The 16,595-nt window shown below is 74.8% G+C and carries 13 protein-coding genes; 8 read left to right on the plus strand and 5 right to left on the minus strand.

Features of this window, described 5'->3' with window-relative positions; all coding sequences use genetic code 11:
• Positions 1-88: 88 nt before the first annotated feature.
• The 3 genes from ACLIRP_RS02210 to ACLIRP_RS02220 are packed head-to-tail and all read right to left on the minus strand — an operon-like array spanning position 89 to position 4,015.
• Positions 89-2,434: a TonB-dependent siderophore receptor gene (locus tag ACLIRP_RS02210; protein ID WP_412062323.1), complete on the minus strand. Its 2,346-nt coding sequence runs from the start codon at positions 2,432-2,434 to the stop codon at positions 89-91.
• A complete protein-coding gene (locus ACLIRP_RS02215; RefSeq protein ID WP_412062324.1) occupies positions 2,435-2,899 on the minus strand; it encodes a hypothetical protein in 465 nt (154 codons plus the stop codon).
• 36 nt (positions 2,900-2,935) lie between these two features.
• Positions 2,936-4,015, minus strand: a complete 1,080-nt coding sequence (locus ACLIRP_RS02220) for an MBL fold metallo-hydrolase (RefSeq protein ID WP_412062325.1) — start codon at positions 4,013-4,015, stop codon at positions 2,936-2,938.
• Between the two features lie 301 nt (positions 4,016-4,316).
• Here ACLIRP_RS02220 and ACLIRP_RS02225 point away from each other — a divergent pair, with 301 nt between their 5' ends.
• Positions 4,317-5,234 carry a hypothetical protein gene (locus tag ACLIRP_RS02225; RefSeq protein ID WP_412062326.1) on the plus strand — a complete coding sequence of 306 codons (918 nt, stop codon included), beginning with the start codon at positions 4,317-4,319 and terminating at the stop codon, positions 5,232-5,234.
• Between the two features lie 287 nt (positions 5,235-5,521).
• Here the strand turns inward: ACLIRP_RS02225 and ACLIRP_RS02230 are convergent, their stop codons facing one another.
• Positions 5,522-6,121, minus strand: coding sequence for a DUF1684 domain-containing protein (locus ACLIRP_RS02230; protein WP_412062327.1), 600 nt, complete (start codon positions 6,119-6,121; stop codon positions 5,522-5,524).
• A 64-nt stretch (positions 6,122-6,185) separates the two neighbouring features.
• Here ACLIRP_RS02230 and ACLIRP_RS02235 point away from each other — a divergent pair, with 64 nt between their 5' ends.
• The 4 genes from ACLIRP_RS02235 to ACLIRP_RS02250 all read left to right on the plus strand — a co-directional run bounded on the left by ACLIRP_RS02235 (position 6,186) and on the right by ACLIRP_RS02250 (position 11,112).
• Positions 6,186-7,619, plus strand: coding sequence for a PQQ-dependent sugar dehydrogenase (locus tag ACLIRP_RS02235; RefSeq protein WP_412062328.1), 1,434 nt, complete (start codon positions 6,186-6,188; stop codon positions 7,617-7,619).
• 55 nt (positions 7,620-7,674) lie between these two features.
• Positions 7,675-8,526: a choice-of-anchor V domain-containing protein gene (locus ACLIRP_RS02240; protein ID WP_412062329.1), complete on the plus strand. Its 852-nt coding sequence runs from the start codon at positions 7,675-7,677 to the stop codon at positions 8,524-8,526.
• A 152-nt stretch (positions 8,527-8,678) separates the two neighbouring features.
• On the plus strand, positions 8,679-10,520 hold the full coding sequence (locus ACLIRP_RS02245) for a histidine kinase dimerization/phospho-acceptor domain-containing protein (protein ID WP_412062330.1): 1,842 nt from the start codon (positions 8,679-8,681) through the stop codon (positions 10,518-10,520).
• Positions 10,521-10,677: 157 nt separating this feature from the next.
• On the plus strand, positions 10,678-11,112 hold the full coding sequence (locus tag ACLIRP_RS02250; protein ID WP_412062331.1) for a hypothetical protein: 435 nt from the start codon (positions 10,678-10,680) through the stop codon (positions 11,110-11,112).
• Between the two features lie 147 nt (positions 11,113-11,259).
• On the opposite strand, the gene ACLIRP_RS02255 is transcribed toward ACLIRP_RS02250, so the two are convergent.
• Positions 11,260-11,457 (minus strand): DUF1059 domain-containing protein, encoded by a 198-nt coding sequence (locus tag ACLIRP_RS02255; protein WP_412062332.1) that lies wholly within the window; start codon positions 11,455-11,457, stop codon positions 11,260-11,262.
• Positions 11,458-11,633: 176 nt separating this feature from the next.
• Between ACLIRP_RS02255 and ACLIRP_RS02260 the strand changes: the two genes are divergently transcribed.
• The 3 genes from ACLIRP_RS02260 (at position 11,634) to ACLIRP_RS02270 (ending at position 16,576) form a co-directional block, all read left to right on the plus strand.
• Complete coding sequence (locus ACLIRP_RS02260) at positions 11,634-12,920, plus strand: MgtC/SapB family protein (RefSeq protein WP_412062333.1); 1,287 nt, start codon at positions 11,634-11,636, stop codon at positions 12,918-12,920.
• Positions 12,921-12,973: 53 nt separating this feature from the next.
• The gene (locus ACLIRP_RS02265; RefSeq protein WP_412062334.1) at positions 12,974-13,636 is read left to right on the plus strand and encodes a hypothetical protein; all 663 of its coding nucleotides are present in this window, start codon (positions 12,974-12,976) and stop codon (positions 13,634-13,636) included.
• Positions 13,637-14,212: 576 nt separating this feature from the next.
• The gene (locus tag ACLIRP_RS02270) at positions 14,213-16,576 is read left to right on the plus strand and encodes a prolyl oligopeptidase family serine peptidase (protein WP_412062335.1); all 2,364 of its coding nucleotides are present in this window, start codon (positions 14,213-14,215) and stop codon (positions 16,574-16,576) included.
• The last annotated feature ends 19 nt before the right edge of the window (positions 16,577-16,595 follow it).

A 16,595-nucleotide genomic window follows, 5' to 3' on the forward strand; every position in this document is an offset into this window, starting at 1 on the left:
GGCGGGGAGCCCCTCAAGTAAGGGCACCGGTGCGAATCCTCGAGCCGCTCGGCCCTCGATTATTTTCGCGGCGCCGACCCGGGCGGAGTCAGCGGAGCGTCAGACCGAGGCGGACCTCGCGGCCCGGCGTCGGCCACCCGACGACCAAGCGCTCGCCGCCGCGTCCGGGCTTGGTGCGGGCGGCCGTGTAGCCGCGCGCGTCGAGCAGATTCCGCACGTCGAGCCGGAGCGCGACGTCGCGGCCGAGCGCCAGCCCGGCGCCGAGGTCGACGACAGCTTGAGCGGGCAAGACGGCCGTGCTCGCGAGCGCGCCCGTCCGGTCGGACTGCGCCCAGACGCCGCCGCGCAGCGCGAGGGGGCCGCGCCGCGCTTGGGCCCACACGCTCGCGGCGTGGCGCGGCGCGAACGGGAGGCGCGTGCCCGGCGCCACGTTGTCGTCCTCGGTCACGACGGCGTCGGTGAACGCGTAGCTGGCGAGCGCCGTCAGCCCGCCGAGCTGGGCGCGGGCCTCGGCCTCGACGCCCCGGCTCCGCTGGCGGCCGGTCTGCTCGAAAAAGCCGCCCGGCGCGGCCGTGAGCGCGTCGTCCTTCCGGATCCAGAACGCCGCGACGGAGGCCGCCGCGACGGCGCCCTCGACCTTGACGCCGCCCTCGACCTGGACGCCGTGCGTCGGCGCGAACGGCTGGCCGTCGCGGTCGACCCGGTTGACGACGGGGTTGAACGAGGCGCCCGACGAGACGTAGAGCGCCAGGCCGGGCGCGGGCTCGACGACGAGCCCGGCCGACGGCGTCGCAGCCGTCACCGAGGCCGCCCGCTCGCTGAGGCCGGCCGGCGCGTCGGGCGTGTCGGCGAGCGCAAAGATGGTGGCCTCCGCCCGGACGTGCGACACGCGCATGGCGCCGACGGCGTGGACGGGGACGGCGCCCAGCACGACCGTCGCGCGGTCCTGAACGAACACGCCCGCGTCCAAGCCCCGAACGCGGGCGTCGAGGTAGGGCACGTCGCCTGCGCGGTCGACGCCGGTCGGGGAGGGGGCGTCGAGGGCGACGGGCGGAATCGCGGCGAAGGTGGCCGTGCCATCGTCGAACGTGAGTCCGGCTTCGCCGTCTGCCTGTGCCCAGGCGCGGATGGCCTCGGCGCCGACCGTGAGCGTGTGGGCGACGGAGCCCGTCTCGATGCGGGCGTCGGCGAAGGCGGCCCCTTTGAGGTAGGTAAACGCCAGCCGTTCGTTCCGGAGCGATCGGGCCACGAGCGGGGACCCCACGGCCGCCCGCGAGGTCAGGCTGTCGAGCGCGAGGAGGCCCCGCTCGAGCACGCTCCGGGAGACCGAGGCGTGGCCGCGCAAGCCCAGGTTGGGCCGGGTCGCATGCGCCGCATTCACGAAGACGCCGCCCGCACGCCAGCGGCGGGGCGCGTCGGGCTCGCCGAAGGTGCGGCCGTCGGGCACGGCGTCGAGCGCGGCGGTCCCGTCGCCGAGCGCGGCGATGCCGGGGTCGTAGTCGACGTCGGTCGCCTCGGCCTCGGCGTCGAGGTCGAGGAGGAGGCGACCGCGCGTGTAGCGGACGGCCGGCGCCACGAAGAGGGCGTCGCCGGTGACGCCGTCGCGCAGCGCGGTCCGCTCGGCGGAGGCGTTCAGGCGCGTCGCCAGCCCGCCGACGGGCGCGCCGAGGTCGACCGCCAGCTGGCCCGTGCCGACGGTGCCGACGTCCGCCTCGCCCTCGGCGTGCCGCCCGGCGCGGGGGCGCTCGGTGATAAAGTTGACGACGCCGCCCGGCTCCAGCCGCCCGTAGAGGACCGACGCCGGGCCCCTCAGCACCTCGACGCGCGCGACGTTGGCCCGGAGCCCGTCGCTCAGGTACGGCACCTCGACGCCGTCGCGGCGGACGCCGCCGCCGGTCTGGTCGGTCTCGAACCCGCGGAGCACGGGGATGGCGCCGGGCTCGCCGGTCGCCCGCGTCGTCGCGCCGGGCACGTTGCGGAGCGCATCGCGCGTGTCGCGCGCGCCCTGGGCCGCGAGCACGCTCGCGGGCAGCACCGACACGGCGTGCGGGACGAGCCGGACCGGCGACTCCGCGCGCGTCGCCGTCGCGCTCTGGCGGGCCTCGACGACGACCTCGGCGATGCGGGAGGTCTCGGGGCGCAGCCGGAGCGCCAGCTGGACGGACGCACCCGCAGCGAGCGCCAGCGTGGTGTCGAGCCGGGCGTAGCCGACGGCCGTGACGCGGAGCGCGAGCCGCCCGGCGGGCGTTTCGACCGTGAACCGCCCGGCCGCATCGGTCGCCCGGCCCGTCGTCGTGCCGCCGACGGTCGCCGCCACGACGGCGCCGACGACCGGCGCCCCGGTCTCGGCGTCGGCGACGGTGCCCGAGAGGCGGGCGCTCTGGGCACTGGCGCTTGACGCCAGAAGGGTTAGCGCGAGGGTGAGCGCCCGCACCTAGCGGCGCTGGACGACGATCGTCACGTCGCCCTGGAGGTCGAAGGGCAGCTCGCCGAGGATGCCCGTGACGATGCTGGCGGGCGCCGTCAGCGCGACCCGGTTGGAGGCCGTCGCGTCGGCCTGGAAGAGCGCCGCGACGCCGTCGGAGATGAGCACGAGGGTCTTGGCCGTCGACGACGCCTGGAACGTCCCGGTGATCGTCTCGTCGGGCCGGACGTTCTGGTTCACGACGTCCGAGAAATCGGCGACGAGCGTGAAGGTGCCGTCGGCGTCGAAGGTGACGCGCAGGTCGTCCAAGAGCGGCTCGGTCTGGCCGGTCCGGTCGCCCGTCGCGTCGGCGACGCTGACCAGGCCCCAGGTGCCGGTGTAGAAGGCGGCGTCGAGGGTGAGGGCGTCGTCGCCCGAGTCGCAGCCGGCGGCGAGCAGGGCGAGGGCGAGGACGGGGAGGAGGCGGAGGCGCATCGGGTCGGCAGGGGAACGCCCGAAGGTAGGGCGCCGCTACAGGCCCGACGACACGACAGGCGCCTCGTCGGCGGTCCGCCAGTCGAGCGCCGGCCACCACCGCTCGACGGGCGGCGGCGCGGCGACCTCGACCGACTGCCCCGGCCGGGGGACCGCGACGGGCACGCCGGCCGTGTCCGCAGCGACGAGCACGCGCTCGACGGGCTCCGTCCAACCGTGGAGCGCCAGGTTGAACGTGCCCCAATGGACCGGCACCATCACCCCGCCCCGGGCGTCGGCGACGGCGCGGACGGCCTGTTCAGGCCCCAGGTGCACATCCGCCCAGGCGGCGTCGTAGGCGCCGGTCTCGGCGAGCGTCGCGTCGAACGGGCCGAGCCGCTCGCCGATCTCGGCGAAGTGTGGCCCGAAGCCGCCGTCGCCCGTCGCGTAGAGCCGTGCCTCGTCCCCGAAGACGGCCCAGCCGCCCCACAGCGTCCGGTTGCGGTCAAGGAGTTGGCGGCCGGAAAAGTGGCGCGCGGGCGTGCAAACGAGCCGGAGCCCGGCCACGTCCGTCTCGTCCCACCAGTCGTGCTCGGTGATCCGGTCGGCGGGCACGCCCCAGCGCTCGAGGTGCGCGCCGACGCCGAGCGGGCACACCCAGCGCGGGACGTCGGGCGCGAGGGCGCGGACGGTCGCGTGGTCGAGGTGGTCGTAGTGGTCGTGCGTGAGTACGACGGCGTCGAGGTCCGGCAGCTCCGCGAGGGGCAGAGGCGGGGCGTGGAAGCGGGCGACGCCGAAGAGCCGCCCGGGCGAGGCGTGGTTGCTAAAGACAGGGTCGATGAGCAAGCGCCGCCCCTCGATCTCGACGAGCGTGGTGCCGTGCCCGAGCCACGTCAGCCGCAGGCGCTGCGGGGCGTCAAAGTCGGCGCGGACCCGGGGCTCGGTGGGCACCTCGGCGTCGGGCGTCCGCGTGTCGGCGCCGCCGGTGAGAAAGTCCCACATCACGCTCGGCGAGGCCGACATCGAGACGGGGAGGGGATTCCGGAACGCCTTGCCGTCCCACTGGGGCGAGCGGCGGACGGCGGCGCGGCGGTCGCCGGTGGCGGCGGCGCCGAAGACGGAGGGGAGGGCGAGCACGTACAGGAGGGGCGGAGGGGCCGATCTCAACGAGCCACGGGCGCCGTGCGGTCCGTCGTCGCCGGTTCTCCTTGGTCCGAGGGCGGTTCTGCCCGCTGGCGACCCGCCCGAGGTGGAGGGCGATGGCGACGGGAGGTGTCCAGCGGCGTGAACAGGCGGGCCCGATTCCGGGCCCTGCGGGGCGATGTGCGGCTTCGGTACGGCGGTTGTGTCACAGAGGTGTGACCTCACCCGGCCTTGTCGCGGCTCCCCTCGTGCGCCCCACCCAGCGCGACCGTGACCTCCCACCGCACTCTCCGTCATGAACCGATCCCTACTCTCACTGACCGCCCTGGCCGGGCTCGTCGCGCTCTCCGGTTGTGCTGGGCTGGGCGCCTACGGCGACCGCTATGGCGGCGACTACGGCGACTACCGCCGCGCCCCGAGCGGCAACTATGACGGCCGCTATGGCCGCACCCACAGCGACTACCGCCGCAACGTCGAGCGCGACGCGCGCCACTACGTCGACGAGCTTGACCGCTACCTCCGGATCTCGAACCGCGAAGAGCGCGCCATCCGCGACCTGCTGATCGACCGGACCTACCGGCTCCTCGACCAGACCTCCTACAGCCGCCACGGCAGTGTCTACCCGTTCCCGCGCCACGGGAGCCGCGCCCGTAGCTGGTGGGCCAACACGGACCGCGAGATCGAGCGGATCCTCGACCACCGCTATCGCGAGCCCTACGCCTACTACAACCGCTACGGCGGCACGCGCTACACCGAGTACTACCGCCACCGCCGCTACGACGCGCGCCGCGGCTGGTACGACACGCGCCGGGGCTATGACAATGGATACCGCGACGGCCGCCGCGCCGACGCCCGCCAGGACCGCCGCGCCCAGGAGCGTCGCGCCGATCGCCGTGAGGACCGTCGCGACGACCGTGCCGACCGCCGCGAGGACCGCCGCGAGGATCAGGCGGACCGCCGCCGCGCCGAGGCCCGCCGCGATGCTCAGCGCCGCCAGCAGGCCGAGCGCCGCCGCGAGGTCCAGCGGCGCGACGCCCGCCGTAGCAACGATCGTCGCGATCGCGATCGCGACCGCCGGACCGAGCGCAACCGCGACGACGACCGCCGCGACCGTGACCGCCGGACCGAGCGCGACCGCGACGACGACGACCGGGCCGAGTCGCGCCGCTCCTCGCGCCGCAACGACCGCCGCCGCGGCAACAACGACGACTAGGCCTCGGCCTCCGTCCCCCCCGCACGCGCCCGCTCCCCGGAGTGGGCGCGTGCGGGGGGGACGGTCTTGGACCCCGCCACCCCGCCCACTGGCGCGAGCCTGAGACCCCCCGCATGCCGGCCGCCCCCTCCTCCAAGGGAGGCTCTGTTGTCCGTGGCGCCTCGCTCGTCAGTAGCCGCGGCCCTTCTTTGAAGGCCCCGATCCTCAGATGAGGGGGGGGGGGGCTGCTGGCGCGACCCGGCGCAGGCCGAGCGCAAGCCCTCCTGCAGGCGCTCGCCCCCTGCCTGCTACGGCAGCCGCTCGCCTGCCGGCACGTCGGTCGAGAGCGTGTTCTCCGCCGGCGGCAACGGGCACGAGTACGAGGCGTTGTAGACGCAGTACGGGTGGTAGGCCCGGTTGAGGTCGAGCGCGTAGCGGCCCGTCGGCTCCAGCTCCAAGTCGAGGTAGCGCCCGCCGCCATACGTCGCGTCGCCGCTCGTCGCGTCGCGGAAGGGGACGAACAGGCGCGTGTCGCCGACCGACTCGAACGCCTCCAGCCGCCGCTGCACGCCGTCGAGCGTGAACACGAGGTGCCCTGCCGTGACGTGGCGCTGCAGCGCGCCGGTCGTCGTCGGGAAGGCGACCGTGTCGCGCGTCATCGACGGGACGAGCACGGCCGGGACGGCGTACGCCGGGTCGTAGTCGAAGTACGGGACGCCCTCGAAGTCGGGCAGGTCCTGGGGGAGGAGCGGGGAGACCTCGGAGCGGAACAGCGAGTCGCGCGCGGCGACCCACTCGGCCCAGCCGGTCCGGAGCGCGGTGTGGTCGAGCTCGGCCGCCGGGTCGGGGCCGCACGCGGCGACCGCGCTCAAGGCGCAGACAGTCAGCAGAAGGCGGAGCCGGGGCACGAGGTCTAGGGGCGACCCCCGCAAGCTACGCCCCTAGATTGGCTGGCCCGCCACGTCCGACGCCATGCTCCGCCCCGTCCTCGCCGCCGTGCTGCTGGTGGCCGTCGCCGCCCCAGGCGCCGCCCAGATCGCGCTCGTCGAGCCCGCCGTGCCCGGCGTCACCTTCCGCAACCCCGTCGGCGTCGAGATCGCGCCCGGCCAGCCGGACCGCCTCTACGTCATCGAGCAGGGGGGGGGCTCGGCCCCCTCGCGCATCCAGACCGTCGTCCCCGGCGACCCCGCCCCGACCGTCTTCCTCGACGTCTCGGACCGCGCCGTCGCCGGCGGGGAGGCCGGGCTACTGGGGCTCGCGTTCCACCCCGACTACGCCACGAACGGCCGCCTCTTCATCTCGTACACCGCCGACGTCCCCGGCGTGCCCGTCTTCGTCTCGCGCCTCTCCGAGGTCACTCGCTCGACGACAGACCCCCTGCTCGCGGACCCGGGCAGCGAGCGGGTCATCCTGGAGGTCGAGCAGCCCGACGACAACCACAACGGCGGGACGGTCCGGATCGGCCCCGACGGCCTGCTCTACTGGTCGCTCGGCGACGGCGGCGGCGGCGGCGACCCCTTCGAGAACGGCCAGGACCCGACGACCCTGCTCGGCACGATCGTCCGGATCGACATCGACGACGTGCCCGACGGCGAGCCGTACGGCATCCCCGACGACAACCCGTTCGCGGCGACCGATGGGCCCGAGCGCGACGAGATCTTCGCCTACGGTTTCCGCAACCCCTACAAGTTCTCGGTCCAGCAGAGCGGCCTTTGGGTCGGCGACGTAGGGCAAGACCGATGGGAAGAGGTCGACCTCGTGGTGTCCGGCGGCAACTACGGGTGGAACGAGGTGGAGGGCCCCGTGTGCTTCCGCCCCAGTTGCGACCTCTCGGCGTATGAGCCGCCCGTGGTCTTCTACGACCACGGCCCGCTCGGCGGCTTCTCCATCACGGGCGGTTACGTCGTCGAGGCGACCGACCTCGCGCTCTCCTTCCACTACCTCTACGGCGACTTCGTCACGGGACGCCTGTGGGGGCTGCCCCTCGGCTCCGACGAGCCCGTCCTGCTCCTCGACCCAGGAAACGACGACCTCCGCACGTACATCTCGTCCATCGACCCCGGCCCCGACGCCAACGACATTCTGCTGACGGATTACGTCGGCCAAACGATTTACCGGCTCGTCATTGCTGGAACCGGTGGGGAGGGGGCTCCCCGCACCGGCCCTGCGCTCGCGCTCGCGGGCCCGAGCCCGTTCCGCGACGCGACGGCCGTCCGCGTCGAGGGCCCGGGCGCCGTGCGCGTGTCGGTCGTCGACGTGCGGGGCCGCGAGGTCGCCGTCCTCCACGACGGCCCCGCCCCGGGGCGGCTCGCGGTCGACGGCCGGGCGCTGGCGCCGGGCGCGTACGCCGTCGTCGCCCGGAGCGCGAGCGGCACGGCGGTTCGCTGGGTCGTGCGCGCCCGGTAACCCGGTTGATCCGCCGGCCGTCCCGTCGATACCCCCCACCCGCCACCCCCCGACGATGCTGCGCCCGACCGTTCTCGCCACCCTCGCCCTGGCCGCCCTGGCCGTCGTCGTCGGGGTGCCGGCCCCGGCCGTGGCCAACTCGTCGGGCGCCAACCCCGGCTTCGCGGGCAACCTGACGCGCGGCGACGGCTCGCCCCAGGCCTGCACCGTGTGCCACTCGGGCGCGGACCTCAACGCGGGCACCGGCGCGGTCGCCATCGACGCGCCCTCCGCGGCCACCAGCGCGGACGTGGTGCGGATCACCGTGACGGTCGACAACCAGACCGACCCGGCCTCGGCCGGCTCGCGGCGCCAGGGCTTCCAGGCGACCGTCCGCGACCCCGCCGACCCGAGCGGGGCCGTCTGGGGCACGCTGGCGCTCGTCAACGCCGCCAGCACCCGCTTTTCCAGCTCGGCTGAGGAGCACGTTACCCACACCTCGGGCGGCACCGGCCAGACGGCGTGGCAGTTCGACTGGGCGCCGGGCGGCGAGCGCGAGGGCACGGCCCGGATCTACGTGGCGGGGAACGCCGCGAACGGCAACGGCAGCTCGTCGGGCGACCTCGTCTACACCGCGACGGCCGACGTGCTCGTGACCGCCGTCGCCACCGGCGACGGGCCCGACGCCGCGCGGCTCGGCACCGCGCACCCCAACCCAGCCCGCCGGGGCACACCGGTCCGCTTCGATGCGGCCGCGCTGGGCGACGCCACGGCCCGCGTGGTCGACGCGACGGGCCGGACGGTCGCGACGGTCGCGGTCGGCACGGGCCCGCTCGTGGTCGAGACCGGGGCGCTGGCGCCCGGGACGTACGCGCTCGTGGTCGACGGGACGATTCGGCGGACCCGGGCGCTCACCGTCGTCCGCTAGCGCGCGCTGGGGGCACGCACGGATTCCCCTAGGGATCGCTGACCGCGCGCGCTTCAGACCGGGCGGCGACCGGCCGATACGCGCCGTCCACCCCGCATCGACCCCTGACCCCCGCTCCCGACCTGCGGCCCTCTGCCCCGGCGGAGGCCGGCTTGCGCCTCATCGCCGACCGCCTGGGCGTGCCGGCCGCGCTGCTGTTTGCGACGGGCGCGGGCGGCGCGCTCCGGGCCGTCGCGGGCGTGGGCGGCTGGCGGGGCGACGCGGCCGCCTTGCACGACCTGGTCGAGGCGCTGGCCGCCGGCGAGGGCGACCTCACCGACGCCATCGAGGGGGCCCGCTTCGCGGCCGGCGCCCGGCTCGGCGACGGCGAGGGGGCGCTCGTGGTGCTCGCGCCCGATCCCCGGACGCCCGACGACGCCTGGAACGCGGCGTTTGGGGAATCGGCCCAGGCCGCGCTCGCGCTCATCCGGGCGGCCCCGGGCGCCGCCGAGCCCGGCCGCCTGCTCCACGAGGTCTCGGTCTACCCCGGGCCGTTCGACGCCCGCCTTGCCCTGGCGCTCGAGCGCATGGCCGGCTCGCTCGGCCTCGACGCCGCCGTGCTCGCCTGGATCGAGGACGGGACCTGGGCGCCGCACGCCGCCTTCGACCCCTCGGGCGCGCTCGTCCCTCGCGGCCCGGTCCCGCTCGCCGACACGTTCTGCGCCGTGACCTCCCAGGCCGACGGCCCGTACGCCGTCGAGGACGCGGCCCAGAGCCCGCTCGGCGTGGACGGGGCCGCCTGCTACCTCGGGGCCCCCGTGTTCGTGGGCGGCCGGTGCGCGGGGACGCTCAGCGCCGTCGCCGCCCGGCCCCGCCGCCGGGCGTTCTCCGAGGCCGAGCGCTCGCTCGTCGAGTCGCTGGCGCGGTGGGCCGGCTCGGCCATCGAGGGCCGGCGCACGGCGGTCGCGCTGGAAGCGCGCGAGGCCGACCTCGCCGCCTTTTTCGACGCGGCCCCGATGGGCATGGGCGTGGCCCGCCTGCTCGACGGCGACGTCGAGTTCGTCCGCGTCAACGCGGCCGGCGCGGCGGCGCTCGGCAGCACCCCGGACGCCTTGGCCGGGCGCCTCGGGTCGGAGACCGCGCTCGCCAGCCGGCTCGGGCTCGAGTGGCTCCACGCCTGCCACCAGGCGCTCGCCGACGGCCCCGCGCGCCGCTTCGACCTCGCCGTGGAGGGCGACGGGCCGGCCCGCACGCTCCGCACGACGGTCTCCCACATCGCCGCCGACGACGACGGCACCCCCCGCTTCGCCTTCGTCGTCGAGGACGCCACCGACCCCGACGCCCTCGCCTCCGCCAGCCGCGACGCCCTCCTCAAGGAGATCGACCGCGAGATCCGCTCGCCGCTCACCTCCATCCTGGGCTACGCCGACCTGCTCGACGAGCACTCGTCGCCCGCCGAGCTCGCCGAGGTCCGCGACGTGATCTCGCGCGCCGGCGAGCGCCTGCTCGTCGTCCTCGACGACCTCGCGCTCCTGAGCGACGGCGACCTCGTCGGCACCCCGGCCCCGACCGACGTGGTCGCGATCGTGGACGCGGCGGCCACCGCCAGCCGCCCCGCCGCCGAGGCCCGCCGCGTCTCGCTCAACCTGTGGTGCACGCTGCCCGACGAGCCGCTCCTGCTCGACGGCGCCCTGTTCGAGCGCGCCGTCCGCATCCTGGTCGGCGGCGCCGTCTCGACGGCCGAGCGCGTCGTGGACGTCCGCCTCCACGCCGAGGCCGACCGGATCGAGCTGTCGGTCGCCGGCGGGGCGCCCGGCGACGCGCCCGGCCTCCACGGCGGCCACCTCCCGCGCCTCGCCAAGGCCCTGGGCGGCGTCGCCGCCCCCCTCGACGGCGGTGTCGGCTGGACGCTCCGGCTCCCGCGGCGGATCGTCCCCGTCGTCGACCTCGGCTCGGACGGCCACACCGGCGCCGCGCCCGAGCTGGCGGACCTGGCGGAGGAGAGGGACGGGTAGAGGAGCGGAAGAGAGGAGGCGAAGAAGCGGGGACCGTCGGCTGCTGGCACTCGCCGGCACGTCACCCCACTGTGGGTCTTCTCCTCCCATCCTCTTCTCCTCTGTTCCTCCTCTCCTCATCCCTCCGCTAGCTTCCCCGCGCACCCCCAGCGCCCCCGTGGACACGCCCGAGCCGCCCGACGACGCCTTCGTCCCCGCCTACGCCAAGCCCGACGCGCCCGGCGTCCACATGGGCTTCGACAACACCGTGGCCCTGTACCACGTCGTCGCCCCCGAGGACTCGTTCGAGGACGCCGCGCAGGCCGTGTTCGGCTTGCTCCAGCAGGCCCAGGAGCAGTTCCCCGGCTGGCCCCGCACGTTCTACCTCGACGTCGCGGGCCACCGCGGCGACGCGGCCGGCTTCGACCCCGACTTCTACGAGTTCCAGCAGGACTTCCTGTTCTCGACGGTCGCCCCGTTCGTCCAGGCGCTCGAGACGCCGGTCACCGGCGGGCTCGTGAACCCCCAGCCCCAGCGCAACGACGTGCCCGACCGGCTCGACATCGGCGACGACACGCGGCCGCACTCCGGCCAGGTCATCGGCGATCACTAGGGCCGGTCACGTGGCCGCTGCCATGTGCAGAGCGCCGAGGCGGCTCTCGGCCGTTCGGGCCCCCCGTGGCGGGCGGTCCTCATCACAGGGGGATCGATACCCTCCCTCTGACGGACAGTGGGCGGGGTGGAAGGGACTGCCCGGAGGCTAGGCGGCGGGCTGGACCGGGTCGGGCTCCTCTCGCATAACCGACCGGACCCGCTCGGCGACGTCCGGGGTGACCTCGTCGAGGCCGTGGGCCTCGCGGGCGTGGTCGGCGACCTTCTGGAGAGCGTCGTGCTCGGTCTCAGCGCGGACGACGCCTTCGCAGTCGAACCCGACGTCGCGGCAATGGACGACCTTCATGGCTCACTCGTGGTTGGTGGGCGGGGGACGACGGGTGCTGGAAACGTAGGGGATGGCCCCGGAATCCGCAAGGAGCGACCGGGCTGCCCCCGTTCAGAGCGGCACCCCACCCCGTCAGCCAGTTGAGCCCGAGCCGAGGCGCCCAGTAGCTTGTGCCCGCGCCCTCCCCGCCGCCCGTGCCCGACGACCCGCTCGCCTTGTTTGCCCGCCTGGGCGCCGCCCTCGCCATCGGCCTCCTTGTCGGCACCCAGCGCGAGTTCCAGCACCGCCACGACGGCGACCCGGACCGCGGGCCGATTGCCGGCATCCGGACGTTCCCGCTCGTCGCGCTCGTCGGGGCGCTCGCGGCCCTCCTTGGCGCCCAACTCGGCAGCTGGGTGCTGCCCGCGACGGTCGTGGTCCTGGGCGCGATGGCCGTCGCCGCCTACCGCTCGACGGCCCGCCACGGCGACCTGGGCTTGACGACCGAGATCGCGCTCGTGCTCACGGCCCTCGTCGGCGCGCTGTGCGTGACGGGCCCCGTCGAGGTTGCGGCCGGCGTCGGCGTGGCGATGGCCGTGCTCCTCGAGCTCAAGCCCGAGACGCGCCGCTTTGTCCGCGCCCTCGACGACGACGACGTGTCGGCCGCCCTCAAGTTCGCCGCCGTCACCGCGCTCGTCCTGCCGATCCTGCCCGACCAGACGTACGGCCCGCCGCCGTTCGACGTGGTGAGCCCGTTCAAGGTGTGGCTGATGGTCGTGTTCATCTCGGGCATCTCGTTCCTGGGCTACGTGCTCGTCAAGATGCTGGGCGCCGAGCGCGGGGTCGGGCTGACGGGCATCGTCGGCGGGCTGGCGTCGTCGACGGCCGTGACCCTGACGTTCGCCGAGCGGAGTCGGGGGCAGGCCGCGCTCGCGTCGGCGCTCGCACTCGGCATCGTGCTGGCGTGGACCGTCATGTTCGCCCGCGTGCTCGTCGAGGCTGCCGTCGTGAACCCGGCGCTGCTGCGCGCGGTGTGGCCGGCGATCGCGGCGGGCGGGATCGCCGGGCTGGCGTACGCCGGCTTCCTGTGGTGGCGCGGGCGGTCGGCCGACCGCGAGCCCGGAGACGGGGAGAGCCAGCGCCAGTTCACGAACCCGTTCGAGCTCAAGAGCGCGCTCGCGTTCGGGGCGCTCTACGCCGTCATCCTAGTCGGCTCGAAGGCCGCCGAGATGTACCTCGGGACGGCCGGCTTGTACGCCTCCGCCGTCGCCAGCGGGCTCGCCGACGTCGACGCGGTCACGCTGTCGATGGCCGAGCTCAGCGCCGAGGGCGGGATCCCGGTCGAGACGGCCGCCCGCGCCGTCGTGCTCGCGGCCGCCAGCAACACCGTCGTCAAAGGCGGGATCGTGCTGTCGGCCGGGGCGGGCGCGCTCAAAAAGGCCATCGGGCCCGGCGTCGCCGTCATCCTGGCCGCGATGCTGGCGGTCGGCTTCCTAGTGTAGGCGGCACCGTGCGGGCGTGCCGCGCGTAGCCCGGGCCCACCCCCGCCCGGCCCGTGCGCGTCCTCGCCCTCCTCCTCGTCTTGGCCGCCCCCGCGCGCGCCCAGCTCGCCGTCGGGTTCGACGTGTCGGCCGGCCCGTCGCTCACCTCGGTCGGCGCCAGCGGGACCGTCGAGGCGGCCGGGCTGCCGATCCCGCTCGGCCACGTCGACATCCCTGCCGCCGTCGGCGTCGACGCCCGCGTCCGGCTGGCCGTCTGGGGCGGCCCCTGGGGCGGGCGGCTCGGCGTCGGCTACCTCGGCGCCAGCGACGTGTTCGACGGCGCCTCCGTCTTCCAGCAACGTGGTGTGGACCTGGGGTTCGCGCTCGCGTCCGGCGAGCTCGTGTATCGACACCCGGTGGCATTCGGGGCGCTCGGGTCGGGCGAGGTCGTGGCCGGGCTCGGGCCGGAGGTCCGCGTCGTGCTCGACGAGGGGACGGCGACCGACGGCCTGCTGGCACTGCTCGGCGACGTGCGCCAGAGCCACCTCGCCGTCGGCGCCTCGCTCGGTGCCCGGTTCCGCGCGGGCGGCCTCTGGCTCGGCCCCGAGCTCCGCGGCGGCCTGGCGCTGACGCCGTTTTCCGACGACACCGTCGACGCCTTCGGCGGCGCGCTCCGGCTCGCGGGCGACTTCCGGCTCCACCACGTCTCGCTCTCCCTGACCCTCGGGGTCGAATAGACGAGGCGGTTCGCCCAATGCTAGCCTCGGCCCTGCTCGCGCAGTTCTCTCGCTGAATGAGGTTTTAGATCCCCCTGTCGCAAGCAGAGCTTGAGACCTTAGCTAGTTGCATCTCAGAACTGTCATCCTGAGCGAACGCGAAGGATCTCGACGCAAGCGTTTGCGGCCGCCGGGACCGGATGTCAGGGCTCGGGGGCCCGCGTTGAGATCCTTGGCTACGCCGACGCTACGCGTTCGCAAGCTCAGAGACTGTTGGGGAATGGCGCAAGCCCTCAAAGGCGTCCCCTCTCCCGCCGGGAGAGGGACAGGGTGGGGGTGAAGGGCCGCGGAGGTGCCATCCGAGCCACCCCGTATGGATCCCCGCCTGCGCGGGGATGACTCAACGAGGGGGGGCGGCTTCCCCAAACAGTCTCTCAGGATGGCAAGGTGGATTGGATTGTGCTCAGCACTCGACAGCCCTTTTTCCGCAAGCGGGACTCCGGAGTCCGTCTGAGGGAGAGATCGATCGCGAGCCTGCCCGCTGGCGCGAGCGGCCGGTGCCCACCGATATCTTCGGCGCTCGCTCCCGCCCCGTCCATGCGCCTCGCCCTCGCCGCCCTCGCGGTCCTCCTCGCCGTCCCCGCCGCCGCCCAGGGGCGCCCGGCGCTCACCGTCGAAATGATCACCCAGCGGCCCGAGACCTGGGTCGGCGCCTGGCCGGACGAGCCGTTCTGGACCGTCGACGGCGACGCGGTCTACTTCCGCTGGAACCCCCAAGGCGCCTTCCCGGCCGACTCGCTGTACCGCGTCGCGCCGACCGGTGGGACGCCCGAGCGCGTGGCCCCGGCCGCGCGCCGCGCGCTCGCGCCCCGCTTCGCCGGCTACCCCGGCCGGGAGACCGCCCCCGACGGCCGCGTCGTCACCGCGAGCGGCGGCGACCTCACCGTCTACCACCCCGGGACGGACCGCGTCGAGCCCGTCACGCGCACCGCCGCACGCGAGTCGTCGCCCGTCTTCCTGGCCGACGGCTCGCTCGTCTACCGTGCCGGCGACGCCCTCTTCCAACTCGCCGACGGCGCCGTCCGCCAGCTCGTCGAGCTGAAAGAGGGCACGGAGCCCGCCGAGGCCGAGCCCGGCGAGGCCGAGGCCTACCTCCGCGACCAGCAGCGCCGCCTGCTCGACGTCGTCCGCGAGGGGATCCGCCGCGACTCGCTGGCGGAGATCGAGCGCGAGCGCGACGCCCCCGACGCCCCGCCGGTCTACTACATCGGGGACCGCGAGGTGGGCGCCCTCGACGTGGACGCGGGCGGCCGCTTTGTCGCCTTCACGCTCGCCGACGACGTCGACGCCGAGCGCACGCGGATGGTCGACTACGTGACCGCCAGCGGCGCGGCCGAGGAGATCCGCGCCCGGCCCAAGGTCGGCGGCCCCCGCGTCGGCGCCGACCTGTTCGTGATGGACACGGCCCGCGACACGACGTTGCGCATCGATCTGAGCACGCTTCCCGGCGCCTTCGACGCGCCCGACTACGCCGACGCGAGCGCCGACTCGTCGCGCCAGTTCCTGCCGTTCGTCGCGTGGAGCCCGACGCCCGGCGTCGCCGTCGTCGACATCCGGACCGTCGACAACAAGGACCGCTGGCTCGCCCGGCTCGACGCCGAGACCGGCGCGCTCCGCGTGCTCGACCGCCAGCGCGACGAGGCCTGGGTCGCCGGGCCCGGCATCTCGTGGTGGGGCGGCGGCAGCGCGGGCGGCTTCCTTCCGGATGGCCGCTACTGGTTCCACTCCGAGCGGACCGGCTGGAGCCACCTCTACGCCGCCAGTCTCGGCACCGGCGCCGTGACGCCCCTTACCGAGGGCGCCTTCGAGATCGAGGAGGCTACGCTAGCGGCCGACGGCACGTTCTGGGTGCTCGAAACGTCCGAGGGCGACCTCGGCCAGCGCCACGTCTGGACCATGCCGAACGCGCCCGGCGGCTGGGCCGACCGCCAGCGGGTGACGGAGGGCATCGGCAAGTGGGACGCCGCGCTCTCGCCCGACGGCACCCGGCTCGCGCTCCTGCACTCGTCGTCGACGCGCCCGCCCGAGGTCTACGTCGCCGGGCTCGGCGGGGACGCGACGCAGGTCACCGACTCCGTGACCCCCGAGTGGGCGGCGTACCCGTGGCGCGAGGCCGAGATCGTCGAGGTCCCCGCGTCGGACGGCGAGATGGTGCCGGCGCGGATCTACCGGCCCGAGACGCCGAACGGCGCGGCCGTCCTCTTCGTCCACGGCGCGGGCTACCTCCAGAACGCGCACCGCTGGTGGAGCGGCTACCACCGCGAGTTCCAGTTCCACAACCTGCTGGCCGACGCCGGCTACGTCGTCCTCGACCTCGACTACCGCGCCTCGGCCGGCTACGGCCGCGACTGGCGGACGGCCGTCTACCGGCACATGGGCGGGCGCGACCTGCAGGACTACGTCGATGCCAGCCGGTACGTCGGCGCGGAGTTCGGCATCGACCCGGAGCGCGTGGCGATCTACGGCGGCTCGTACGGCGGCTTCATCACGCTGATGGCGCTCTTTACCGAGCCCGAGCACTTCGGCGCCGGCGCCGCGATGCGGTCCGTGACGGACTGGGCCCACTACAACGACACCTACACGCGCAACATCCTCAACACGCCGCTCCAGGACCCCCAAGCGTACCTCCGCTCGTCGCCCATCGAGTTCGCCGCCGGCCTGGAAGACCCGCTCTTGATGACGCACGGGCTCGTCGACGACAACGTGCAGCCCCAGGACATTTTCCGGCTCAGCCAGCGCCTGATCGAGCTCGGCAAGCGCGACTGGGAGCTCGCGATCGCGCCGGTCGAGCCGCACGGCTACCGCGAGCCGACCTCGTGGGCCGACAAGCTCTCCCGCATCCTGGACCTCATCGAGCACGCCGTCGGGCCCGAGCGCGGCGGCGACCCGACCGAAGGCTGAGCACCGCGGGCGGGTGGGG

Source organism: Rubrivirga halophila, assembly GCF_046845755.1.
Taxonomy (GTDB): domain Bacteria; phylum Bacteroidota; class Rhodothermia; order Rhodothermales; family Rubricoccaceae; genus Rubrivirga.

Excerpts from the sequence above, each read along its gene's own strand:
- ACLIRP_RS02255 (WP_412062332.1), bottom strand. The coding sequence starts at position 11,457 with ATGAAGGTCGTCCATTGCCGCGACGTCGGGTTCGACTGCGAAGGCGTC.
- ACLIRP_RS02235 (WP_412062328.1), top strand. The coding sequence starts at position 6,186 with ATGCTCCGCCCCGTCCTCGCCGCCGTGCTGCTGGTGGCCGTCGCCGCC.
- ACLIRP_RS02225 (WP_412062326.1), top strand. The coding sequence starts at position 4,317 with ATGAACCGATCCCTACTCTCACTGACCGCCCTGGCCGGGCTCGTCGCG.
- ACLIRP_RS02270 (WP_412062335.1), top strand. The coding sequence starts at position 14,213 with ATGCGCCTCGCCCTCGCCGCCCTCGCGGTCCTCCTCGCCGTCCCCGCC.
- ACLIRP_RS02215 (WP_412062324.1), bottom strand. The coding sequence starts at position 2,899 with ATGCGCCTCCGCCTCCTCCCCGTCCTCGCCCTCGCCCTGCTCGCCGCC.
- ACLIRP_RS02240 (WP_412062329.1), top strand. The coding sequence starts at position 7,675 with ATGCTGCGCCCGACCGTTCTCGCCACCCTCGCCCTGGCCGCCCTGGCC.